Here is a 23,755-nt window from a genome sequence, read left to right as displayed (position 1 = left end):
TGGGGTGAGCGAACGCGAACCCCAACGCTCCCGGTGTACGCGGTACACGTTGGGATTCGGCTGCGCCTCATCCCAACCTGCGATCAAACCAGCAGCACCATTCCCGCACCGATCGCCACGAGCCCAATGGCTTGCGCTACGAGCTTACTTGCAGGCACCAGCCGCTCGGCAGTGATTGCTACCGTCACGAACACCATCGCACGCAAATCCATCACGCCGATCACCAATTGAATCGCGGTCAGATTGGCGCAACTCAGGCAGCAATGAAGCCCCAGATACATGCCTTGCTCCCACGCTGACGTGGCGTGTGCAGGTAACGCAGCCGTGTGGCGTAGCGCTTCCCGGCAACGGGCGAGGCGGCAGGTTTTCCAGTGGGTGAATTGCACGGCGCCGGCGATCAGCACGATCGCACCGGCCATCAGTGGCACGCTGCGCGCCAGTGCTGGCCACTGCATTTCCGCTGCTGTGAGCGTGGCGCCCAAAAGAAAGACCAGCATCCCAAACGCAGTCCACACCACGAAATAGCCCGTACCCACCAACAGAGCAAGCAGCCCCGCTTGCCTGCCATCGGTTGCGCTGACGGCCTGGCGATAGCGCCGCAGCGTAGGGATCAAGGACGGCAACATCATCGCCGCCATCATCACGCACCACATGGCGATGAATGATGCTGCCGCACCACCCCATGTCTGGCCGGGCATGCGCATCCACATCATCGACATCGTCCAGCCGCCAGGCATTGGCGTGGCATCCATGGTGGACATGGACGTGCTCCCGGCAATCGTAAGCGCCGCAGTGATGGCGAAGAGCGCTGCCGAAGTGGCGAAAAAGCAGCGTTCGGATGTCTGCGAGGTGGTCATGGCTGTCTCGATGCAGCAGCTCTCATAGGGATGACGTAGCAGGTGCCGCGTTTTCGACATTCGGAGGAAGCCGTCGGGCAAACGCCGGCGAGCCATGGTCCGAAAGTCGCGGGGCCCCGGCGTTCGCCGGGGTGACGGGTTATCCCCGGGTGCCTTACCGCTTGCCGTACTCATCGTGGCGGCGCCACCAGACACCGCTTTCATTGCGGCCCTTCGGCGCACGATCCAGCCACTGGAACATGCCCCACAGCCCATCCAAGCCGCGCGCGAAAGTCGAATAGGTGTGATAGACAACGCCGTCTTCCAGCACGAACGCGCTTACGCCCGGCCTTTCACGCACATAGGTCAGCGCATCCGTTCCAGTCGCCTTGGCTTGGTCGAGCACGACTTTCGGGAACTCAGTGGTGGCATCCATCGCATGGCCACCGCGTTCGTAGTTGTATTCATGCGTGCCTTCGCGCTGTTGCTCTTCGGTGATGGAGACAGTGAAATCAAAATTGAAATCGCTACCCTGCGACGACGCCCACGGGAACGTCCATCCCAGCCGCCGCTTGTAAGCCTGTAATTTTCCCAACGGTGCGCGCGATACCGCCCACAACATCACGTCGTGGTTGGCCAGATGCGTGGCGATGCCATTGAAACCATCGGCAATCGCCGAGCAGGACGGGCAACCCGCCGCAAAATCCGGCCCGAACATGAAGTGGTAAACCAGCAATTGCGAGCGCCCGCGGAACAGGTCAGCCAGCGAAGCGCCACCCTCGTCGGTATCGAAGCGATAGCCCTTGTTGACGGGCACCCACGGCAGCGCTTGGCGCTGGCGTGCCAGCTCGTCACCCCGCTGCGTGTGTTCTTTCTCCACCTTGAGCAGCTCGATGCGCGCTGCCAGCCATTCTTCGCGTGTGCCAATCGTATGCGTGGTCATGGTCTGCTCCGTTCTCTCAGATGCGTTGGTCGTGGGTCTAGCCAGGTGCCTCGTGGCCATGGGCTATAGTTGACGCTCAGGTCCCGAACGGGCGGGAGTGACAAGTGTGGCGCGATTTTTAGAACCTGTTCACGACCTCCTCGCGGCTCGTGTTGAGCCTGAGCAGCCGACATGCGGCCGCGCGCGGCTTGACCAGGCCGTCAGTCTGGCGCTGCGCCGCGCACGACCACCTGACGGCTGCTCAGGCTCAACCCAAACCACGCCGAGCTCGTGAACAGGTTCTAATGGACTCACTGATCACAGCGGCCGCGCGCGCACTCGCTACCGGTGATCCCCTTGGCGCCCTCAAGCGGGTTGCCCTGCGTGACGACGCCCCCGCCCTTGCACTGCGAGGCATCGCCATGGCGCAGCTCGGCGATTTCGTTCGCGCCAAGGCGCTGCTGCGAAGTGCTGCACGCGGCTTCGGCTCGAAAGAGGCGGTAGCGCGAGCCCGATGCATCGTCGCCGAAGCTGAAATTGCACTCGTTTCGCGCGATTTGAACTGGCCGGTGAAGGCGCTCGAAACCGCCCGTGCCACGCTGCAATCGCATGGCGACCGCATCAATGCCGCGCATGCGCGCAATATCGAAATTCGGCGCTTGCTCCTGCTTGGCCGCATCGATGACGCGGAACACATGCTCGCGGAACTCGATCCCACCCCCTTTCCTCCGGCATCGCGCGCCGCGCACGAACTTGTCGTGGCAGGTATGGCGATTCGGCGCCTGCAAACCCAGCGTGCACGCGCTGCGTTGGCGAGGGCAGGGCTTGCTGCGCACATGGCGAAGATTCCCGCGTTGATGGCGGAAGTCGAAAGCGCATCGCGGCTTTTGGATGCCCCGGCCGCCCGCCTGATCGCAGGCGGCGAAGAACGCTTGCTGCGGCTGGAGGAAGCCGAAACGCTGCTGGCATCACCCACCTTCGTGGTGGATGCATGCCGTCGTGTCGTGCATGGCGACAACACCGTCATCTCGTTGGCAACACGCCCGGTCTTGTTCGCGCTGTTGCGTCACCTCGCGCAAGCCTGGCCAGCCGACGTATCGAGAAGCTTGCTTATCGCCGGTGCCTTTCGCGCCAGACACGCCGATGAATCGCATCGCGCACGCTTGCGCGTCGAAATGGGACGATTGCGTGCCATGTTGCGACCGATGGCCGAGGTAAGCGCAACTGCGCATGGCTTTGCACTGGTACCGCGTCGCGCCAGCGACGTCGTCGTGCTGGCGCCGCCCACCGAAGAGCGGCACGCCGCGGTGCTCGCGTTGCTCGCAGATGGTGAATCCTGGTCGAGTTCCGCCTTGTCCCTGGTATTGGGCGCCAGCCCGCGCACCGTGCAGCGGGCGCTCGAATCGCTAGCCGCAACCGGCAAGGTGCAGTCGTTCGGCCGTGGACCGGCACGTCGCTGGATGGCGCCGCCGGTACCGGATGTTCTGTCGATTTTGTTACTCCCCGGTCCGTTGCCCGGCGACTAGGATGACTGTCATCCATCGATCAGGACTCACGACATGAAACGATCCCCTGCCAAGGTCATCCATGAGTATGGCCCGTACCCCGGCATCGATCGGGTGGCCGGCGTGACCTATGACGGCGAGCACCTCTGGTTCGCCTCTGGCGACAAGCTCAACGCGCTCGATCCCGACAACGGAACGCTGGTGCGATCCATGGATGTCGCCTCGCATGCAGGCACGGCGTTCGATGGCCGGTACCTGTTTCAGATCGCCGAAGACCGCATCCAGAAAATCGATCCCAACAGCGGCCAGGTGCTCACCACCATCCCGGCGCCCGGTGGCGGCGGTGACTCCGGCCTCGCCTGGGCAGAAGGCTCGCTATGGGTTGGCGAATACCGGGAACGGAAGATCCATCGCATCGATCCGGACACCGGCGCCGTGCTCGACACCATCCAGTTCAATCGCTTCGTTACCGGCGTTACCTGGAGCGACGGCGAGTTGTGGCATGCCACGTGGGAAGGCGATGAGAGCGAAGTGCTGCGCGTCGATCCGCAAACCGGCGAAGTGCTGGAACAGCTCGACATGCCAGCCGGCATGGGCGTGTCGGGGCTGGAATCCGACGGCAGCGACCGATTTTTCTGTGGTGGCGGGAAAAGCGGAAAAGTAAGGGTTATCGCCAAACCCAAATGATGCACGTAATTCCATGGCCGTCATTCCCACGAAAACGGGAGCGAGGACCATGAGGTTGCGGTTGGTCCAGCTGTCTGCCATCGCGCCGCTGGACTGCCACGCCATCACCGAATCGTGCCAGAATCCTGACCGCAAGCTGCCATCTCCTTACGGCAGCCTATGCATGGGGAAATCCTGTTTCTCACCCGCTTTATGCGTACGGCATAAGGCCTCCCCGCGAATTTAAGAACGCCCGGCGGGCATGTCCGCCGGGTTGCCTAACGGATTGAACATGGGATGGCATTATGGATTTGCTGCGGTTTCTGCTTTTACTCCCGGTGCGTCTGCTGCGCGGTATCGTGATCGCGCTGGGATGGCTGCTCAGCCCGCTGGTCGGCCAGGTGAACTGGTCAGCGCCCGGATGGATGCATGCGGTGCGGCGCCGGCCGCTGCACTCGCTTGGCATCGTGGCCGCGGTTGCGATCGTCGCAGGCGCTGGATGGTTCGGCTGGCAGTGGTACAAGCATCGGCCGCGTCCGCATGAACCGGTGCGGATCACATGGACGGTCAATGCGCCGGAGATCACCGACTACACCAGGCAACCGCCAAGCATCCGTCCGCTGGAGCTGGTCTTTTCCGCCTCTGCCGCGCCGATCGAGCTGGTCGGCAAGCAGGTAACTGATGGCATCACCATGCAACCGCAGGCGAATGGCCAGTGGACGTGGGTGGATGACAAGACGCTGCGCTTCACACCTGCCACCGACTGGCCGGTTGGGCAGCACTACAAAATTCGCTTCGATATCCCGAAAGCCTTCGCCCATCACGTGCTGATGGCGGACGACCAGGTCCAATTCGATACCCAGCCGTTCAAGGCGCAGTTGGGCAAAGGCGAGTTCTATCAGGATCCGCAGGATCCCACCGCCAAGAAAACCATCATCCAGGTGGATTTCAATTATCCGGTGGACCCCGCCCAATTTGAAAAGCGTATCGCGCTGAGCCTGGCCGGGCGGGGCGATACCTCATCGACACCACTGAAATTCAGCGTTACCTACGATCCCAACAAGCTGCATGCATGGATTCACTCGCAGCCGCTCGCGTTGCCGCGCGATGACGGTGCGGTGTCGCTTGCGCTCGACAGCGGCGTGCGCAGCTCGCGCGGCGGCAACGGTACGGACGACAAGCTGCAAACCAGCGTGCGCGTGCCGGGCCTGTACAGCCTTGCCGTCAACGACGTCAGTCCCACCCTGGTCGACAACGACAAATACGAACCCGAACAGGTGATGGTGATCAATCTCAGCGGCGCGGTGCGCGATAGCGACGTGGCGTCGCTGGTGCATGCCTGGGTGTTGCCGGCGCGCAAGCCGCACGTCGCCAAGCAAGAAGGCGACGACGACAACAACGAAAGCGACGACAACCCGGATCAAGGCAATTATCCCTGGAGTGCAGATGAGGTCGGTGAAGACACTCTGCGCAGCGCCAAGCCGTTGCCGCTCGAAATGGTGCCGACGGAAAACGACTATCAGGAACTGCAAAGCTTCAAGTTCCACGCCGATCCCGGCCAGCGCATCTACGTACGCATCGGCAAGGGCCTGAAATCCTTCGGCGGCTACGTATTGGGCAAACCGGCGAGCGCGGTGGTCACCGTGCCGGATTACCCGAAGCTGCTCCGTTTCATGGCCGATGGCTCGCTGCTTTCCATGAGCGGCAGCAAGCGCGTTTCCGTGGTATCGCGCAACATGACGGGCATGCGCCTGGTGATTGGCCGCGTGCTGCCGGATCAACTGCAGCATCTGGTCAGCCTCAACCAGGGCGATTACAAGCATCCGCAATTGCCGTATGACTTCGGCGAAGAACATATCGTCGATCGCTTCGAAATGAAGCGTGCCTTCCCCTCCGGCGATCCCGCGCATGCCCACTACGAAGGCGTCGACCTCGGGCAGTACCTGCAATCCGGCAAGCGCGGCGTGTTCCTGCTGCATCTGTATGGCTTCGATCCGGCCCAGGCCAAGAAGCAGGCCGAGCAGGAAGCCAAGGCCAAGGCGCTGGCAAAACAGGGCATCGCGCCGCCGCCGGCCGGTGCAAAGCCGGATGACGATGCCGACAACAGCTCTTCCAGCGACGGTTCGAACGATGCATCCGACAGCGAAGATGTCTCCAACGCGCAAGACAGCCGCCTGATCGTCGTCACCGACCTGGGCATGCTGGTGAAGCGCGCACTGGACGGCAGCCAGGACGTGTTCGTGCAGTCGATCCGCACCGGCCAGCCGGTGGCGGGCGCCACCGTGTCCGTATTGGCGGTCAATGGCCAGACGCTGTTTACGCAGGACACCGGCGCCGACGGCGCCGTGCATTTCCCCACCTTCAAGGGATTGGATCGCGACAAGCGCCCCGCTATGTACGTGGTGAGGAAGGCGGATGATCTGTCGTTCCTGCCGATCGGTGGCAGCGACCGGCAACTGGACTACTCGCGCTTCGATATCGGTGGCGATGCCAGTTCGGTCAATCCCGGCACGCTTTCCGCTTATCTGTTCTCCGATCGGGGTATTTATCGTCCGGGCGACGATATCCATATCGGCCTGATCGTGAGGGCGGCAAGCTGGCTGCGCAACGTCGCAGGCATCCCGCTGCAGGCCCAGGTGGTCGATCCGCGCGGCGTGACGGTGAAGCAGCTGCCGTTGACGATGGACAATTCCGGCTTCGGCGAACTCACCTATACGACGGCGGAAACCGCACCGACCGGCACGTGGACGGTGAACCTCTACATCGTGCGCGACGGCAACGCCGATACGCAGATCGGCAGCACCACCGTGCAAGTGAAGGAATTCCAGCCAGACCGCATGAAGGTCAGCGCCAAGCTGTCCAGCCAGGTCGCCGAAGGTTGGGTGAAGCCTGATGGCCTCAAAGGCCTGGTCGATGCGCAGAACCTGTTCGGCACGCCAGCCGCAGACCGCCGCGTGGAAGCTTCGCTTACCTTGCGTCCTGCGTGGCCCTCATTCCATAGCTGGCCCGACTATCACTTCTACGACGTCCGCCGCGCCAAGGACGGCTATGAGGAAAACCTGCAGGACGGCAAGACCGACGACAAAGGCCATACCGAATTCGACCTGGATCTGAAGAAATACGCCGATGCCACCTATCAGCTGTACTTCCTGGTCAAGGCGCATGAGCCCGAAGGCGGCCGCAGCGTGGCTGCTGCCACCCAATCGCTGGTATCGAGCAATGACTGGCTGATCGGCTATCGCAGCGACGACGACCTGGATTACGTCAGCCGCAACGCGGTGCGCAAAGTGCGCCTGGTGGCGATCGATCCACAAGCCAAATCGATCAAGCTCGATGGCCTCAAGGCGCAGTTGATCGAACGGCGCTACGTCTCCGTGCTGACCAAGCAGGATTCAGGCGTCTACAAATACGAATCCAAGCTCAAGGAAATTCCGATCACCGAGCAGCCGCTGAGCATTGCTAGTGGCGGCATGGATTACACGCTGCCCACCGACAAGCCGGGCAATTACGCGTTGGTGATCCTGCGCGGCAGTGATCGCGTGGAAGTCAATCGCGTCAGTTACTCCGTGGCCGGCGACGCCAACGTGTCGCGCTCGCTCGATCGCAACGCGGAACTGCAACTCACGCTGGACAAGCCCGACTACAACCCCGGCGACACGGTCAGCATTTCCGTGCATGCGCCGTACGTGGGCAGCGGCCTGATCACCATCGAGCGCGACAAGGTGTACGCGCATGCATGGTTCCATGCCGACACCACCAGCTCGGTGCAGCAGATCACCATTCCGAAGGACTTCGAAGGCAACGGCTACATCAACGTGCAATTCATCCGCGACCCCTCGTCGGATGAAATCTTCATGAGCCCGCTGAGCTATGGCGTGGTGCCATTCTCGGTCAACCTGGATGCGCGCCGCGATGCGATCAAGGTCGACTCGCCCGCGCTGGTGAAACCCGGCGACAACGTCACCTTCCACCTGCACGCCGACCATCCCGCCAAGGCGGTGGTGTTTGCGGTGGACGAAGGCATTCTGCAGGTGGCGCGCTACAAGCTGGGCGATCCGCTGAAGTTCTTCTTCCGCAAGAAGATGCTTGAGGTGCAGACCTCGCAGATTCTCGACCTGATCCTGCCGGATTTCGAGAAGCTCATGGCCTTGGCGGCAGCACCGGGTGGCGATGCGGATGCGGCGATCAGCCGCCAGCTCAATCCGTTCAAGCGAAAGCGCGACAAGCCGGTGGTGTATTGGTCGGGCATTGTCGACGTCGACGGCGACAAGGACTTCACCTATACCGTGCCCGATTACTTCAACGGCAAGCTGCGCGTGATGGCGGTGGCGGTGTCGCCGGATCGCGTCGGCACGTTTGAAGGCGCCACCACGGTGCGCGGCGATTTCGTGCTCTCGCCCAACGTGCCCACTACGTTGGCGCCCGGCGACGAAGTGGAAGTGAGCGTCGGTGTTGCCAACAACCTCACCGGCCTGGGCGGCAAGCAAGTGCCGATAGCGGTGAGCCTTGAGACTGGTCCGCAACTGCAAGTGGTTGGCGCGGCGACACAGAACATCAACTTGGCGGACATGCACGAAGGCGTGGTGAAGTTCCGCGTCAAGGCGACCGACAAGCTGGGCTCCGGCCATCTCGCGTTCACCGCCGCGTATGCCGGTAAATCGGCGCATCAGGCCGTCGATGTATCGGTGCGGCCGGCCGCGGCGTATCGCACCCAGGTCGACGTCGGCCAGGTGTTCACGCGCAGCCGGGCGGAGGTCTCGCCCTTGCGGCAGATGTTCGATGCCTATGCGGCGCGTGATGCGGCGATCTCGCCGTTGCCGATCGTGCTTGCGCAGGGCATCACCAGCTACCTGGTCAACTACCAGCACTACTGCAGCGAGCAGGTGGTGAGCATGGCCATGCCGCGCCTGATCGTCAGCAAGTGGCCGCAGGTGCCAGTGTTCGCGCATGCCTTGCAACCGGCCTTCGGCGGCGAGGATGCGAAGAAGATCAGCAACCAGGATGCGCTCGGCAAATGGGTGGACGTGCTGCACTCGCGCCAGAACAGCGAAGGCGGTTTCGGCCGGTGGGCGGCCACGCCTGATTCGCAGCCGTTCGTTTCCGCTTACGCGATGAACTTCCTGCTCGAAGCGCGTGACCGTGGCACCGCCGTGCCGCAGGACATGCTCGATGCCGGCAACAAGTACCTGCAGCAGCTGGCCGCCAACGACGGCATGGATTCGCTGGAGCTGCTGCGCCAGCGCGCCTATGCGGCGTACCTGCTGACGCGCCAGGGCAACGTCACCACCAATGCCCTCGCCGCGATCCAGAAGCGCCTGCAGGAGGCATATCCCAAGGCATGGAAGAACGACCTCGCCGCGGCGTGGCTGGCTGCGTCGTACAAGCTGCTCAAGCAGGACGACGAGGCCAATCGCTTGATGGCCGGCCCGGAGCAGGTACTGACGCGCTCCAAGCCTGACCAGGCTTTCAGCTACGGCTATTACTACGATCCGCTGGTGCGCGATGCGAGCGTGCTGTACCTGCTGTCCAAGCACTTCCCCGAACGCGCCAAGGCGTTGCCGGCGCGCGTGTTCGAGAACATCGCCTGGCCGCTGGCGCACGACGACTACAACACGCTGTCGTCGTCGATGACGATCCTGGCATTGGACAGCTACGCCGGCCAAACCGGCGGCGAGCTGGATAAGCTGGGCATCCAGGAAGTGCATGCCGATGGCAGCGTCAAGGCCATCTCCAGCATCCAGGGCAACCTGCTGCAGGCCGGCAGCTGGGATGCCGCCGCCACCAAGCTGCGCTTCGTCAACCAGAGTGACCTGCCGGCATGGCGCGTCGCCAGCCAGAGCGGCTACGACCGCGTGCAGCCGGACAAGGCGATCGCCAACGGCCTGGAAATCATTCGCGAGTACACCGATGCGCAAGGCAAGCCGCTCGACACGGTGAACCTCGGCGAAGAGATCGACGTGCACGTGAAGATCCGCGCCACCGGCAGCGATGCCGTCGGCAACGTCGCGATCGTGGATCTGCTACCCGGCGGCTTCGAGCCGGTAATCGAACCGCCGCCGGCCGTGGACGCTGCACAGAACAGCGACAGTTCCGGCGCCGACAATGCCAGCGACGACAACAGCCAGGACAGCAACACCAGCGCGCCGCCGGCCTGGCGTTCGCCGATCGGTCTGTCGCAATCGACCTGGCAACCGGAGTACGCGGATATTCGCGAGGATCGCGTGGTGATCTATGGCGAAGCCACGCCGGACGTGCGCGAGTTCGTGTATCGCATCCGGGCCACCAATGCGGGTACGTTCGTGGTGCCGCCGGCGTATGCCGAGTCGATGTACGAGCGCACGTTGCAGGCGCGCTCGGCGGGCGGGAAGTCGGTGAAGGTGGTGGAGACGCCTTGACGGCACAGAGCATGTCCCACTTCCGCGATATCGCTCCCTCTCCCCTCCGGGGAGAGGGCCGGGGTGAGGGGAAAGGCTTGCCGGAAAACTCATTGATGCGTGCAAAACATTCTTTGGTTTTTGCCCTGAATAGGCATTACGCGAGATTCGCCCCTCACCCCAACCCTCTCCCCGGAGGGGAGAGGGAGCTGGTCTTCGCGGTTGCATAGCTCCTTTTTTTATTCGTGAATCAAAAATTTTCCAATGTTCGCATCGCACTGTTGCACTGGCTCCACCGCTGGCAGAACTGGCTCGTCGCCGCCGCACTCTTGTTGATTGTGCTGTTCGGCTGTCGGCTGTGGCCACACCCGCCATTGCGCAGCTGGCAGCCTTCCTCCACCGCCGTCTACGACAGCAAAGGCCATCTGCTGCGCCTCACCCTCGCCAGCGACCAGCAATATCGCCTGTGGGTGCCGCTGAAAGACATTTCCCCGCAACTGGTCGATGGCGTGCTGCTGCACGAGGATCGCTGGTATGCGTGGCATCCCGGCTTCAATCCCTATGGATTGTTGCGCGGCGCCTGGATCACCTATGCAAGGCGCGGCTCGCCGCAAGGCGGTTCCACCGTCACGATGCAATTGGCGCGCCTGCTGTGGAAGCTCAACACACGCACGCCGCTGGGCAAGCTGCGCCAGATCGCGCGCGCGGTGCAGTTGGAGCTGTTCTATTCCAAGCACGACATTCTCGAGGCGTATCTCAACTTCGCGCCGTATGGTGCCAACGTGCAGGGCGTCGCCACCGCGAGCCTGGTGTATTTCGGTAAGCCGGCCAGCCAACTTACCTTGCCCGAAGCCTTGACGCTGGCGGTCATTCCGCAAAACCCCTCGCGCCGCTTGCTTACCGGCGAGGGAGCAAACAACACCTTGATCAGCCATGGTCTGGCGGATGCACGCAATCGCCTGTACCGGGCATGGCTGTCCAAGCACCCGCAGGACGCCAGCCTGACATCACTGTTCGCACTGCCGCTTGCACTTCGCCCGCGCAGTCGTTTGCCGTTCGAAGCGCCGCATGCCGTCGACCAGATCCTGGCCGCGCAACAGTTGAACGACAACACGCGCAGCGCGGTGGTAACCACCACGCTCGATCTCGGTCTGCAACGCATCCTGGAACGGCAGATCGCGCTGTACGTGCAGCGCAAGGCATCCGTCGGCATCACCAACGCGGCGGCGGTGCTGGTCGATACCCGCGACATGGGTATCAAGGCCATGGTCGGTTCGGCCGACTACCGCAATGCCGCCATTCAAGGGCAGGTCAACGGCACCTTGGCGAAACGCTCGCCGGGTTCCACACTGAAGCCTTTCATCTACGCGTTGGGTTTCGATCAAAGCGTGCTGCATCCGCAAACCGTGCTGCGCGACGTGCCGACCTCATTCGGTCCCTATACACCGGAAAACTTCGACGGCAATTTCCTAGGTCCGATCACGGCCACGCAAGCGTTGATCCGCAGCCGCAACATCCCAGCCGTGTGGGTCGCTTCGCAATTACACCAGCCCACCCTCTACGATTTCCTGCAGCAGGCAGGCGTCAGCCGCCTGGCCAGCGAGCAGCATTACGGCCTGTCGCTGGTGCTTGGCGGCGGCGAGGTCAGCATGCAGGAGCTGGCCGGTCTTTACGCCATGCTCGCCAATCGCGGCGTGCTGCGTCCCTTGCGCCTGCGCACCGACGATCCGCAGCAAGAAGGCACGCGGTTATTGAGTGATGCAGCCAGCTACATGGTCACGGATATCCTGCGCCAGAATCCGCGGCCGGACGAGGTGATCGGATCGCAAGCACTGCGCATGCCGGTGGCGTGGAAAACCGGTACCTCATGGGCCTTTCGCGATGCGTGGACGGCCGGCAATGTCGGACCGTACGTGCTGGTGGTATGGATCGGCAATTTCGACGGCAGCGGCAATCCCGCGTTCGTCGGCGTGGAAGCGGCCGCGCCGTTGTTTTTCCAGATCATCGACGCGCTGCGTGCCGAGCACGTGCCGCTGAACGAACCGATCCGCGCCATGCCGGCCAACCTCAAGCGCGTGCAGATCTGCCTGGCCAGCGGCAACCTGCCGACGCAATGGTGCCCGCAAACCGGCATGACCTGGTTCATTCCCGGCAAATCGCCCATCCGGGTCGACAGCATCTATCGCCCCGTAGTGATGGACGATGCGACCGGCAAGCCGGCTTGCCCGCCGTTCGACGAAAAGCACACGCACGTCGAGGTCTACGAGTTCTGGCCCTCCGATCTGCAGCGCGTATTCGAACAAGCCGGCATGCCACGCCGCCGCCCACCGGTAAATCCCGAATGCAACGGCAGCGAACGCATCAGCGGCTTGCCGCCAAGCATCACATCACCCTTGCGCAGCAGCGCCTACACCTTGCGCCTGAAACAACTCGCCGAAGAGCGCATTCCGTTTACCGCGACCAATGATGCGGACGTGCGTGGTTTGTACTGGTTCGTGGACGATGCGTATGTCGGCCGCAGCACGCCCGGCGAGCCGTTGTATTGGCAGCCGCATGGAGCAGGACGCTACACCGTGCGCGTAGTGGACGATCATGGGCAGGCGGATCAGCGCATCCTGGATATAACGCTGGTCGAATAGCGCCGTACGTAACCTCTTGGCCGTCATTCCCGCGAAAGCGGGAATCCATTTGCCCTGATGCAAGAGCGAAGATGGATTCCCGCTTTCGCGGGAATGACGGCCATGGAGTTACATGCTTGGTTTGGAGTAATCCTGCCGACGCAGCAACTTGGCGTCGCTAAGGCGTCAAAATTTCTTGTCGATGCCCGCTTGCTTGAGAATGCCGTTGGCGGTGTGCAGCCGCATGGTCGCAACATCAATGCCTGGTTGGTTGTGTTTCGCCAATTCCGGAGGCAATTTCCCAAACGCGCTCGATCAGGCCGTCGTAGCTGGAATGCTCAGTAACCAAATGCAAGCCATCGCATATTGCCACCTACATGGTCTGCTCGTTTTCGTCTTGAGCGAGTGCATGAATGACCTCGACATGGAACACCGCATTTGGGCGTTTGGCTTGGATGACGTTTGGCATAGAGTTAACCTACCACAGGCCATTTTCAGTGCGTAAATCCGCAAGTCCCAGGACAGCTGTCAAACTGCGTTATCCTCAACGCCTTAACCGCCCGGTTTTTCATCACTCATGAAGCAACGCCCGGTGCAGTCCTACTACCGCGCCACGGCCACGCCGTATGAACCTTATGCGCCGCTGCAAGGGCGCGAAGAAACGCGCGTGGCGATCATCGGCGGCGGTTTTGCCGGCCTGAATACCGCGCTTGGGCTGGCCGAGCGCGGCGTGCGCGACGTGGTGCTATTGGAACGCGAGCAGATCGGTTTCGGTGCATCGGGACGCAATGGCGGTTTCGTATTCGGCGGTTATTCGCTGGGCGAGGAGGCTTTGCACCAGCAACTGGGTGCGGAGCGCGCCAGGCGCATCTTCGATCTCACCACCGCCGCAGTGCAGCGCATACGCGAACGCGTCGCCCGTTATGCCGTCGACTGCGACATGGTCGATCAGGGTGTGATCTGGGCCAACTGGTTTCGCGATCCCAGCGTATTGCGCAAACGGCAGCGCCTGTTGGCCGAGCACTACGGCGTGCACTGGGAGTGGCTGCCGCAGGAAGAGCTGCGCGAAATCGTGCGCAGCGAGCGCTATTACGACGGACTTTACGAACGCAATGCACTGCACCTGCATCCCCTGAATTACGCCATCGGGCTCGCGGCGGCGGCAACCGGGCAGGGCGTGCGCATACACGAAAACAGCGATGTCTGGCGACTGCGGCGCGAAGGCAGCCATTGGCAGATCAGCACGCCGCAAGGCGAGTTGCAGGCGGAGCACGTGGTGCTTGCCTGCGGTGGCTACCTCGCCGGCTTGCACCGGCCGATCGATCGTGCCGTGTTGCCCATCGCCACCTACGTAATGGTGACCGAGCCCTTGGGCGACAGATTGGACGAATGCCTGCAAACACGCGCCGCCATCTATGACTCCCGCTTTGCTTTCGATTACTACCGGCCCTTGCGCGATACGCGATTGCTGTGGGGCGGACGCATATCGATCCGCAACCGTTCCGCTTCCGCCGTGCAGCGCGTGCTGACGCGCGACCTGCTACGCGTTTTCCCGGCCGTCAAAGGCACCCGCGTCGACTACGCCTGGTCTGGCTTGATGAGCTATGCCCGCCACCAGATGCCGCAGATCGGCACCGATGGCGAGGGCTTATGGTGGGCGCAGGCATTCGGCGGCCACGGCTTGGCCCCTACCTGCGCCGCGGGCGAATTGCTGGCGGCGGCCGTCGCCGAAAGTAGTGAAGATTGGCAGCAGTTTGCCGTCTATGGGCTTGCGCATGCCTACAAGCCCTTCGGTTTACTGGCAGCGCAAGCCAGCTATTGGTGGCAGGAATTCAACGATTGGTTCAAGACGAGTCTGGAAGGATGAGCGAACAAGCAGCCGCGCAAGACATCAGCTGGGCAGATTTTGAAAAAGTGCTGATCGTGGCAGGCACGATCACCCGCGTCGAACCTTTCCCTGAAGCACGCAAACCGGCGCTTAAAGTGTGGGCGGATTTCGGCCCCTATGGCGAGCGTAAAACCAGTGCGCAAATTGCGGCGCTCTACACACCGGAAGAGCTGGTCGGCCGGCAGATCGTGGGCGTGATCAATTTTCCGGAAAAGCAGATCGGACCATTTCGTTCGCAGTTCCTGCTGACCGGATTTCACACCGAACAGGGTGTAGTGATTACCAGCATCGAGCGCCCGGTGCCCAATGGTACGAGGCTGGCCTGAAGCGATCGCGTACGGGGTGATATGCAGCTGAACCTCAACGTGGCCTGCAAGCACCTGCAATGTCGGGTGCGCGTTCCGCTCACCCGGACCTGCGATCCAACCAAACACCCAAGCCCTGCGCATTGAGCTCAATATCCGTCCCCAGCCAATGCACCAGCGCCTCGCGATCGCCCTGCCAGCCATGTTCCGCCGTACGCTCCGCATACAGCTGCGTCAATGCATGCACCAGTTGCGCATGCCGATCGGTTGACTCCCGCGCATCAAGCGCAATCGCCACCATCGCGTCGATCATCGCGTGCAGCTTGCCGGCAAGTCGTTCGACATGTTCGACCCGCCCGAAGTGCGTGAGATACATCGCTTGTGGCTTCAGCGCCAGCAACCGATCGATTGATGCATGCAAGGCTTGCGGGTCAAACTGCACCGGCGTGGTGGTGGGAAGGATGAACGGACCTTGCGGTGTATCGAATTCGCGATAGGAGAGACCAAACGTATCGCCGGTAAAACACACGTTGGCCTGCTCGTCGTACATCGCCATGTGATGCCTGGCATGTCCCGGCGTATCCAGGCAGCGCAATGGGCGTCCCCGCAAATCCACGATGTGCCCATCCGGCGCTTCCACGATGCGTTCTGCCGGCACCGGACGGAGTCGCCCGTACGCCCGCTCCATGACCTCCTCGCCATACACCGCCATCGCGCCGGCCCACAACTGCGACGGGTCGGCCATATGCCGCGCGCCGCGTGGATGCACCACCAGCCTGGCCTTCGGCAACCGCGCCATCAGTTCACCCGCGCCGCCCGCGTGATCCAGATGCACGTGGGTAAGAATGAGCCAGTCGACGTGCGACGCATCCAGTTCGGCATCAGCAAGCGCGCCCAGCAGGCGCGGCACGGAATGGTTGGTGCCGCAGTCGATAAAGGCGCCATGGCCGTTGTGAACCAGCAAATAGGCCGCGTCGAACTTTGGCCGCACAAAACCGGTGTCGATGGTATGGATGCCGTGGGAAGTCATGATGGGCGTTGAAGTCGAAAGGCCAACTATACGGCGCTTGCGCTCAAGCCATGGCGCGAAACCGGAATTTCAGTTTCCCTGAACGTTCTCGTTCGGATAATGGCAAGGCCAGGTAGCCGCCATGAGGAGAAACCATCATGCATGCGAGTTCGATCCTGCTTTCAGCCTGTTTGTTGAGCATGGGTGGCATGGCCACCGCCACGGCGCAAGATCAGCCGCCGCCTGGTTCGACGCCTGGCCAAGGGCAGGATGCCGGCGTCAGCATGACGCATGCCGCCAAGACCCATGACATGGTCAACATGCATGGCATGCACAATATGCCGGCGACGGTCACGCATGCCGATCCCAAGACCGGCATCGTGGATGTGACGGCTGAGGGCATGGCGCTGCGCGTGCATTTTCCGCCGGCGTCGATGGTGAATCTGAAAGCGGGCGACAAGATCGGGCTGTACATGGGCTACAGCCAGGCGAATGTCGTGAAGTAGAGGATCCATACCCATGGCCGTCATTCCCGCGAAAGAGCACCGCTGTCCGGGGAAAATGAAGTTCTTCAGAAATGCGCGGGCATAGCACCCTGCATCGAAAATTTCCCATGGAAATTCAGTGCCATCAGCTCGTCATTCCAGCGAAAGCTGGAATCCAGTGCCTTTGCAGATTTTCAAGTCGCTGGATTCCAGCTTTCGCTGGAATGACGTCGTTTTTAGGTTTCCCGCAAGAACGGTGAAAAATTTCCCCGGACAGCAGTGCGCGAAAGCGGGAATGACGGCCATGGGTTACGAGAACAACACCAAGCGAAGCCCGGACCTGCTCCAGAGTTGCAGCCGCCAACGTGCCAACCCTAAGCTTGCACCCATGTCCGCATCATTCTGCCTGCACCGCTTCGCCACTTCGCGCCTTTTGCGCGTCGTGGCCATGTTCGCATGGTTGCTGATGGCGATATCCTTGCCAGCCGTGTCGGCGCACACGATGGCTGGCGAAGGCAACAACGCAGCAGCCATGGCATCGATGATGGCGGACCACGACATGCATGCCGACGCAACGGACGGCCATCACGCTGATCAGTGCTGCGGTAACACCACGCATGCTACATGCCATTGCGATGCCATGTGCAGCGCCGCGTTGCTTCCTGGCGTGCCAGCATTGCATGGCCCGGCGCGATTGGCTGCACTTCCCATTCCTCTGCGCGGCAGTGCCGCGCCCACGCTCCAATTCGCTCCTCCCTTGCGGCCACCCGCGGTCTGACGGCGTTGATGCCATCGCTTGGCGCATGCGCCGGGCCGTCTTATTAGCTTGGGAGTCATCACATGAACAGGTATTACCCGCCGCCAGCGGTCGACGTAGCGCGGCGCCGATTCGTCCAGGGCCTCGCCGTGGGAGGCGCCGCGGCTGCGTTGGGCGTGCTGCGGCCCGCACGCGCGACGGTTGCCGACTCCGCAGTGCTGGCCGGCACGGACTTCGCCTTGCACGTCGGCGAGATGCCGGTGAACTTCACCGGCACGCGCAGCATCGCCACGACCGTCAACGGCAGCCTGCCGGGGCCGATCCTGCGCTGGAAAGAAGGCAGCCAGGTTCGCCTGCGCGTGACCAACCGTCTGCGCGTGCCAACGTCCATCCATTGGCACGGCATCATTCTGCCGTTCGACATGGACGGTGTGCCGGGCATCAGTTTCGACGGCATTGCGCCGGGCGAAACCTTCGTCTATCGCTTCGACGTGCGGCAGTCCGGTACGTACTGGTATCACGCGCATTCGGGCTACCAGGAGCAAACCGGCCTGCTGGGTGCGCTGATCATCGATCCCGCCGGCGGCGAACGTTTCCCTGCCGACCGTGAGCACGTCATCGTGCTCAACGACTGGAGCGACGATGACCCCGCCAGCATCTACGCGCGCCTTAAGAAAAGCAGCGACTACTACAACACTGCCCAGCCAACCGTGGCGGACCTGATTCGCGACGCGCAGCACATGGGCCTGCGCGAAGCCTTGGCCAAGCGCCGCATGTGGAATGCGATGCGCATGAATCCTTCCGATCTCAGCGACGTCACCGCCTACACCTATACGTATCTGATGAACGGGCAGGCGCCGGCCGGCAACTGGACTGGCTTGTTCCGTCCCGGTGAAAAAGTGCGGCTGCGCATCATCAACGGCTCGGGCATGACGATCTTCGACGTGCGCATTCCCGGCCTGAAAATGACCGTAGTCAGCGCCGATGGGCAGGACGTGGAGCCGGTGCCGGTCGACGAATTCCGCATCGCTCCCGCCGAAACCTACGACGTGATCGTCGAACCGCATGCAGACCGGGCCTACACCGTCTTCGCGCAAAGCATCGACCGCAGCGGCTATGCGCGCGGCACGCTGGCGCCGCGTCCCGGCATGGAAGGCGAGCTACCGGCGATGGACCGGCGAGTGTGGCTGGGCATGCAAGACATGATGGGTGACATGTCATCGCATGATGACCACGCGAATCACGACATGCAGGGCATGGATCACATGCAGGACATGCCGGGCATGGCCATGCATGATCAGCCCCAAGGCAAGCTGAAAACCGGACCCGGCGTCGACATGCGCGTACCCACGCCACGCACCAACCTGGACGATCCCGGCGTTGGCCTGCGCAACAACGGCCGGCGAGTACTGACCTATGCCGACCTGCACACCATTGGCGGCCCGATCGACCAGCGCGAACCGGAACGCGACATCACGCTGCGCCTGACCGGCAACATGGAACGCTACATGTGGTCGTTCGATGGCGTGAAGTTCTCGGATGCCAGGCCGATCCGCTTCAACCATGGCGAAAGGCTGCGCATCGTATTGATCAACGACACCATGATGCATCACCCGATCCATCTGCATGGCATGTGGAGCGAGGTGGAAAATGCCGATGGCGATTTCCAGGTGCGCAAGCACACGGTGTCCGTGCAGCCCGCGCAGCAGATCAGTTATGCGGTCACGGCCGATAATCCGGGGCGCTGGGCCTATCACTGCCACATGCTGTTCCACATGGAATCGGGCATGTTCCGCGAGGTGGTGGTGGCATGAACGCGCGCGCATCCATCAGCAAGCGAGCGGCATGGCTGGCATGCGTGGCGCTCGCCATGCCGGGCATCGGCAAGGCGCAGGATGCCTTGTCGATGGCCCACCACGACGAGCCGTCGCCGACCATGCAGGACATGGACATGAACGACAGCGCCAGCTACGGCATGCTGCTGGTCGACCAGCTGGAATACACGCACGGTCGTGGCGGTAATGGTCTCCAATGGGAAGCCGAGGCGTGGTATGGCAATGACAGCGACAAACTGTGGCTGCGCAGCGAAGGGGAGGGCAGCCGTAGGCGCATCGAGCAAGGCGACCTGGAAGCGTTATGGAGCCATGCGGCGTCCGCCTTCTGGAATACGCAACTCGGCATCCGCCACGACCTGGGCGTGGGCCCGCAGCGCAACTGGGCGGCGTTCGGCGTGGAAGGGCTGGCGCCTTACTGGCTTGAGCTGGAAGCCACCGGCTATGCCAGCGACGGGGGCCGCCTTGCGGGACGCCTGCGCGCAGAGTACACCTTGCGCTTCACCCAGCGCCTCATGGTGCAACCGGAGTTCGAGGTCAATCTCTACAGCAAGGCCGACCCCGCACGACACCTCGGCAGCGGCGTGTCGGATACGCAACTTGGGCTACGCCTTCGCTACGAGATAACGCGGCAATTTGCACCGTATGCCGGTGTAGTGTGGTCCCGCCGCTTCGGTACTACGGCTGGGTTCGCCCGCATGGAACGCGAGCCTGTGTTCGACCGGCAATTCGTGGCCGGCATCCGTTTCTGGTTTTAGGAATCTCCATGAAAACAGCCATCAGCACGTTTATCGTCCTCGTGATTCTGGCCCTGCTGGCGTACGCCTATGCCTGGTCCGGCCACTACGACATCGGCGCGGATGTGCCGCATTCGCCGGCGACTTACCGCTTTTTGAGCATGGCAAGAAACCGGTCAATAGCGCAGCACGCGCAATCGATCAGCGTGCCCAACCTGGACGACCAGGCGTTGATCCTCAAAGGCGCCGGCCAGTACGCCGCCATGTGTACCGAGTGCCATCTAGCGCCAGGCATGAGCCACTCGGAACTGCGTGCAGGCCTTTATCCGCAACCGCCGGTGCTCGGCAAGGAGCCGATCGATCCGCGCGAGGCGTTCTGGATCATCAAGCACGGCATCAAGCTGACCGCGATGCCGGCGTGGGGCGCCACGCACGATGATCAAACCCTCTGGAGCATTGTGGCTTTCGTGCGCAAGCTGCATGGCATGACGCCGGCGCAATACAAGGACATCGTAGCCAAGGCGCCACCGGATGAAGACATGGACATGGACCACGACAAGGGCGACATGCAGGACATGCATGCGCATTGACGCATTTGCAGACTCGGTTACCTGGGACTTGGTTCCTGCCTCCTGATCACTTTTTTGCGCGCTGCCGGTGCCACGCAGGAGAGCCAGCAAACCCGTGGAGCCAGTTCCCTCTCCCCTTCGGGGAGGGGGCTAGGGTGAGGGGACGTGCAGCCCTCTTCCCGAAAGGGAGAGGGGGCTGTCTTCAGCGGGCATGACATTACGAAAAAAAATGTAATCAAGAGACAGGACTTGATCCGGGGGCAATCCAACGTTGTCGAGCAGCATGGTTGGGTTACGCTGCGCCAACCCAATCTACGGGATGAGGTCCGCCTTGTTACTTCCGCACGACGTGCTTGCCGTGGCATGCGGATCGCTGGTCGGCTTTTCGCTCGCCTTGGTCGGCGGTGGCGGTTCGATTATCGCCATGCCGCTGCTGCTTTACGTGGTTGGCCTCAAGGATCCGCATCTGGCAATCGGTACCAGTGCGCTGGCGGTGTCGCTCAACGCTTTCGCCAACCTGATTCCGCATGCCCGTGCGGGCCATGTGCGTTGGCGCATCGCCTTTGCGTTTGCGGCGGCGGGCGTGATTGGCGCCTATCTGGGTTCGAGCCTGGGCAAGATCATCGATGGGCGGCGCTTGCTCATCCTGTTTGCCTTGCTGATGCTGGCGATCGCAGCGCTGATGCTGCGTGGCAGGCATCGCTACGACAGCGCCAGCCAACCGCGTCGCCACATGTTCCAGCGCCTGGGCGCGATCGGTTTTGGCGCCGGTGGGCTGGCCGGCTTCTTCGGCATTGGCGGTGGTTTTCTGATCGTGCCGGGACTGTTGTTCGGCAGCGGCATATCCATCCTCGAAGCCGTCGGCACGTCGCTGTTCTGCGTGGGTGCGTTCGGCATGACGGCTGCTTTGAACTATGCCTTGTCCGGATGGGTGGCGTGGCCGGTCGCATGGGAATTCGTTGCCGGAGGCATCGCCGGTGGATGGCTTGGCTCGTGGGGTGCGCATAAATTGGCCAGCATGCGCGGTGCGCTTAGCATGCTTTTTGCCCTCGTGATCGTGGCGGTGGCCATAGGGATGCTCTGATCTATTCCACGTACCCGTCCCGCACTGTATGCGCGCCTCGGTTTGCCGCGACGTGGTTGTATGTCTAGACGGCGTGGCAAACCGAGGCGCATACAGTGCGGCCCCAACGTTTTGAATTTGATGATGGGGTGACGTCCAGAAGGCCCGCAGGGCGTGCCGCGTGGCTTGCCAAGACAGTCAGCCTTCCCTGCGCCACGCAGCACGTCCTGCGAGCCTTCTGGACGTCATGCCGGGCACGTGGAATAGATCAGAGCATCCCTACATGCTGGCAAAAAGCTTGCTTCTATAGGCGTTTTGCGCTGGGCGGACTGACCGGAAGCATCTTTTTGGGCTTTTTTTGCGCTTGCTAGTTGGCGAGAGCGAAAATTTCGCCTACATTTCGCTCGCCGAGAGGCAAACATTTCAACAACTCAATAAACGATGGGGTAGTCCATGGCAAAGAAGGCAGCAAAAGGCAAGTCGGCGTCCAAGGCCGCCGCCGCTCCGAAGCCGATCAAGGATGCGCTGAGCAAGTCGGGTCTGGTTGCTCACCTGGCAGAAACCACCGGCCTCGCTTCGAAGGACGTGCGTGGCGTTCTGTCCGCACTGGAAGGTGTGGTGCACGCCTCGGTTCACAAGAAGGGCGCCGGCATGTTCACCCTGCCTGGCCTGCTGAAGATCACCGCTGTCAATGTGCCGGCCAAGCCGCGGCGCAAGGGTGTCAACCCCTTCACGAAGGAAGAGCAGTGGTTCGCGGCCAAGCCCGCCACGGTGAAGGTGAAGATCCGTCCGCTGAAGAAGCTCAAGGACGCGGCGCTCTGATCCACGCCTGAAAGCCGTTGTGCCAAGCAGCGGCTTCGTAAACCAACGGGATGCGTTGCTGCGAAGTGGCGCATCCCGTTTTACGTTTGGCCTTCCGAAACGCCGTGGCGTTCCGCGATGAAAACCACGGATACCGGCCGCCCGGTTTGCGGATGCACGGGCTCGTGCAGTTCGCACACGCGCCCACCATCCTAATGAACCATCCAGCACGGCACCGATGATGGCCTGGCCGGTGACCCGCCGCAGGCTTTCCAGCAACCCATCGCGCACCACGTGCGTCCAGCCTCGGCATTGCGATGCCAGTTGTGCAAAAGCCGTGCTTCGTCGGATTCATGCATGTTCGGTGGACTCACGGGAAGCAATGCGCAGGCAGCGCCATCGCAGAGTGGATATCAACGGTGTCTTTCATTCAACCGGGATGCATGGTATTTACGCGCTATCCACGTTGAAAGCAGGGATGTGCTTGCGGGGAAGCAGGGGACGTAAGGCGTCGCAAAAAACCGGTGGCAATGTTGCTGCCGTTTCATTCATGGGAGACGACGATTATGTTCAAACGACTTTGCGCGGAATTGTTCGGCACATTCTGGCTGGTGTTCGGGGGATGTGGCAGTGCGGTACTGGCCGCGGCGTTTCCGAATCTGGGTATTGGTTTCGCCGGCGTGGCGCTGGCGTTCGGTCTTACCGTGGTCACCATGGCCTATGCCGTGGGCGGTATTTCCGGCGGGCATTTCAATCCCGCCATCACCGTGGGCTTGTTCTTCGGCGGGCGTTTCAGCGGCAAGGATGTGGTGCCTTACATCGTCGCGCAGCTGATCGGCGCCATTGCCGCTGCCGCGGTGCTGTACGTCATCGCCAGCGGCAAGCCGGGGTTCGATGCCACGGCCAGCGGTTTTGCGTCCAATGGCTACGGCGAGCATTCACCGGGCGGCTATTCGCTGCATGCCTGCATCGTGAGCGAGTTCGTGCTCACCGCGATGTTCCTGATCGTGATCCACGGCGCTACCGACCGCCGCGCCCCCGCCGGCTTCGGCCCGCTCGCGATCGGCCTGGCGCTGACGCTGATCCACCTGATCAGCATCCCGGTCACCAATACTTCGGTGAACCCCGCGCGCAGCACCGGCGTGGCGATTTTCCAGGGCACCTGGGCGCTGCACCAGCTGTGGATGTTCTGGGTGGTGCCGTTGCTCGGCGGCGCAGCAGGCGGCCTGATCTTCCGCTTCCTGCTGGGTGAGGAAGTGGCCAAGCCAAGCCTGACCGCGGGTGCACAGCCGGGTGTGAGCAACGCCTGATTCGTTTCCGGCGCAGGCACGCAACCCTATTCACGGTCGTCATCTCCCGAAAGCGGGAATCCAAGTTTGCGTCTCGCA

17 protein-coding genes are annotated in these 23,755 nt (G+C 62.2%); 14 read left to right on the top strand and 3 right to left on the bottom strand.

The window, feature by feature from the left end; genetic code table 11:
* Positions 1-83: 83 nt before the first annotated feature.
* Together V7M64_RS11945 and V7M64_RS11940 are read right to left on the bottom strand one after the other, a co-directional pair.
* Entirely contained in the window at positions 84-857 is a 774-nt protein-coding gene (locus tag V7M64_RS11945; RefSeq protein ID WP_333679372.1) for a DUF2182 domain-containing protein, read from the bottom strand.
* Positions 858-1,011: 154 nt separating this feature from the next.
* Entirely contained in the window at positions 1,012-1,779 is a 768-nt protein-coding gene (locus tag V7M64_RS11940) for a DUF899 domain-containing protein (RefSeq protein ID WP_333679371.1), read from the bottom strand.
* A 284-nt stretch (positions 1,780-2,063) separates the two neighbouring features.
* Between V7M64_RS11940 and V7M64_RS11935 the strand changes: the two genes are divergently transcribed.
* The 6 genes from V7M64_RS11935 to V7M64_RS11910 all read left to right on the top strand — a co-directional run bounded on the left by V7M64_RS11935 (position 2,064) and on the right by V7M64_RS11910 (position 15,135).
* The gene (locus tag V7M64_RS11935; RefSeq protein WP_333679370.1) at positions 2,064-3,284 is read left to right on the top strand and encodes a helix-turn-helix domain-containing protein; all 1,221 of its coding nucleotides are present in this window, start codon (positions 2,064-2,066) and stop codon (positions 3,282-3,284) included.
* Between the two features lie 33 nt (positions 3,285-3,317).
* Entirely contained in the window at positions 3,318-3,950 is a 633-nt protein-coding gene (locus V7M64_RS11930; protein WP_333679369.1) for a PQQ-binding-like beta-propeller repeat protein, read from the top strand.
* A gap of 284 nt (positions 3,951-4,234) precedes the next feature.
* Positions 4,235-10,324 carry an alpha-2-macroglobulin gene (locus tag V7M64_RS11925; RefSeq protein WP_333679368.1) on the top strand — a complete coding sequence of 2,030 codons (6,090 nt, stop codon included), beginning with the start codon at positions 4,235-4,237 and terminating at the stop codon, positions 10,322-10,324.
* A 260-nt stretch (positions 10,325-10,584) separates the two neighbouring features.
* Complete coding sequence (gene pbpC / locus V7M64_RS11920) at positions 10,585-12,942, top strand: penicillin-binding protein 1C (protein WP_333679367.1); 2,358 nt, start codon at positions 10,585-10,587, stop codon at positions 12,940-12,942.
* Between the two features lie 556 nt (positions 12,943-13,498).
* Positions 13,499-14,788 carry an FAD-binding oxidoreductase gene (locus V7M64_RS11915; protein WP_333679366.1) on the top strand — a complete coding sequence of 430 codons (1,290 nt, stop codon included), beginning with the start codon at positions 13,499-13,501 and terminating at the stop codon, positions 14,786-14,788.
* The gene (locus V7M64_RS11910; protein WP_333679365.1) at positions 14,785-15,135 is read left to right on the top strand and encodes a tRNA-binding protein; all 351 of its coding nucleotides are present in this window, start codon (positions 14,785-14,787) and stop codon (positions 15,133-15,135) included. The genes V7M64_RS11915 and V7M64_RS11910 overlap by 4 nt, the downstream gene beginning before the upstream one ends.
* Positions 15,136-15,214: 79 nt before the next feature.
* Here the strand turns inward: V7M64_RS11910 and V7M64_RS11905 are convergent, their stop codons facing one another.
* Positions 15,215-16,144: an MBL fold metallo-hydrolase gene (locus V7M64_RS11905; RefSeq protein WP_333679364.1), complete on the bottom strand. Its 930-nt coding sequence runs from the start codon at positions 16,142-16,144 to the stop codon at positions 15,215-15,217.
* 137 nt (positions 16,145-16,281) lie between these two features.
* Here V7M64_RS11905 and V7M64_RS11900 point away from each other — a divergent pair, with 137 nt between their 5' ends.
* From V7M64_RS11900 to aqpZ, 8 genes are all read left to right on the top strand, one after another.
* Complete coding sequence (locus V7M64_RS11900; protein WP_333679363.1) at positions 16,282-16,629, top strand: hypothetical protein; 348 nt, start codon at positions 16,282-16,284, stop codon at positions 16,627-16,629.
* A 367-nt stretch (positions 16,630-16,996) separates the two neighbouring features.
* Positions 16,997-17,386 (top strand): hypothetical protein, encoded by a 390-nt coding sequence (locus V7M64_RS11895; protein WP_333679362.1) that lies wholly within the window; start codon positions 16,997-16,999, stop codon positions 17,384-17,386.
* A gap of 62 nt (positions 17,387-17,448) precedes the next feature.
* Positions 17,449-19,179: a copper resistance system multicopper oxidase gene (locus V7M64_RS11890; RefSeq protein ID WP_333679361.1), complete on the top strand. Its 1,731-nt coding sequence runs from the start codon at positions 17,449-17,451 to the stop codon at positions 19,177-19,179.
* Entirely contained in the window at positions 19,176-19,955 is a 780-nt protein-coding gene (locus V7M64_RS11885) for a copper resistance protein B (protein ID WP_333679360.1), read from the top strand. Before V7M64_RS11890 ends, V7M64_RS11885 begins: the two co-directional genes overlap by 4 nt.
* A gap of 8 nt (positions 19,956-19,963) precedes the next feature.
* A complete protein-coding gene (locus V7M64_RS11880; protein ID WP_333679359.1) occupies positions 19,964-20,524 on the top strand; it encodes a cytochrome c in 561 nt (186 codons plus the stop codon).
* A gap of 310 nt (positions 20,525-20,834) precedes the next feature.
* On the top strand, positions 20,835-21,587 hold the full coding sequence (locus tag V7M64_RS11875; RefSeq protein ID WP_333679358.1) for a sulfite exporter TauE/SafE family protein: 753 nt from the start codon (positions 20,835-20,837) through the stop codon (positions 21,585-21,587).
* A 432-nt stretch (positions 21,588-22,019) separates the two neighbouring features.
* Entirely contained in the window at positions 22,020-22,388 is a 369-nt protein-coding gene (locus V7M64_RS11870) for an HU family DNA-binding protein (RefSeq protein WP_188794801.1), read from the top strand.
* A gap of 545 nt (positions 22,389-22,933) precedes the next feature.
* Positions 22,934-23,677 carry an aquaporin Z gene (gene aqpZ, locus V7M64_RS11865; protein ID WP_333679357.1) on the top strand — a complete coding sequence of 248 codons (744 nt, stop codon included), beginning with the start codon at positions 22,934-22,936 and terminating at the stop codon, positions 23,675-23,677.
* The last annotated feature ends 78 nt before the right edge of the window (positions 23,678-23,755 follow it).

Source organism: Dyella sp., from assembly GCF_036746095.1.
Taxonomy (GTDB): domain Bacteria; phylum Pseudomonadota; class Gammaproteobacteria; order Xanthomonadales; family Rhodanobacteraceae; genus Dyella_B.
The sequence above is the reverse complement of the archived record's forward strand: the minus strand, read 5'-3'. Positions and strand labels throughout refer to the sequence as shown.

What these genes read in the sequence shown, in the direction of transcription:
- V7M64_RS11945 (WP_333679372.1), bottom strand. Translation starts at nt 857, where the DNA reads ATGACCACCTCGCAGACATCCGAACGCTGCTTTTTCGCCACTTCGGCA.
- V7M64_RS11940 (WP_333679371.1), bottom strand. Translation starts at nt 1,779, where the DNA reads ATGACCACGCATACGATTGGCACACGCGAAGAATGGCTGGCAGCGCGC.
- V7M64_RS11935 (WP_333679370.1), top strand. Translation starts at nt 2,064, where the DNA reads ATGGACTCACTGATCACAGCGGCCGCGCGCGCACTCGCTACCGGTGAT.
- V7M64_RS11930 (WP_333679369.1), top strand. Translation starts at nt 3,318, where the DNA reads ATGAAACGATCCCCTGCCAAGGTCATCCATGAGTATGGCCCGTACCCC.
- V7M64_RS11925 (WP_333679368.1), top strand. Translation starts at nt 4,235, where the DNA reads ATGGATTTGCTGCGGTTTCTGCTTTTACTCCCGGTGCGTCTGCTGCGC.
- V7M64_RS11915 (WP_333679366.1), top strand. Translation starts at nt 13,499, where the DNA reads ATGAAGCAACGCCCGGTGCAGTCCTACTACCGCGCCACGGCCACGCCG.
- V7M64_RS11910 (WP_333679365.1), top strand. Translation starts at nt 14,785, where the DNA reads ATGAGCGAACAAGCAGCCGCGCAAGACATCAGCTGGGCAGATTTTGAA.
- V7M64_RS11905 (WP_333679364.1), bottom strand. Translation starts at nt 16,144, where the DNA reads ATGACTTCCCACGGCATCCATACCATCGACACCGGTTTTGTGCGGCCA.
- V7M64_RS11900 (WP_333679363.1), top strand. Translation starts at nt 16,282, where the DNA reads ATGCATGCGAGTTCGATCCTGCTTTCAGCCTGTTTGTTGAGCATGGGT.
- V7M64_RS11895 (WP_333679362.1), top strand. Translation starts at nt 16,997, where the DNA reads ATGTCCGCATCATTCTGCCTGCACCGCTTCGCCACTTCGCGCCTTTTG.
- V7M64_RS11890 (WP_333679361.1), top strand. Translation starts at nt 17,449, where the DNA reads ATGAACAGGTATTACCCGCCGCCAGCGGTCGACGTAGCGCGGCGCCGA.
- V7M64_RS11885 (WP_333679360.1), top strand. Translation starts at nt 19,176, where the DNA reads ATGAACGCGCGCGCATCCATCAGCAAGCGAGCGGCATGGCTGGCATGC.
- V7M64_RS11880 (WP_333679359.1), top strand. Translation starts at nt 19,964, where the DNA reads ATGAAAACAGCCATCAGCACGTTTATCGTCCTCGTGATTCTGGCCCTG.
- V7M64_RS11870 (WP_188794801.1), top strand. Translation starts at nt 22,020, where the DNA reads ATGGCAAAGAAGGCAGCAAAAGGCAAGTCGGCGTCCAAGGCCGCCGCC.
- aqpZ (WP_333679357.1), top strand. Translation starts at nt 22,934, where the DNA reads ATGTTCAAACGACTTTGCGCGGAATTGTTCGGCACATTCTGGCTGGTG.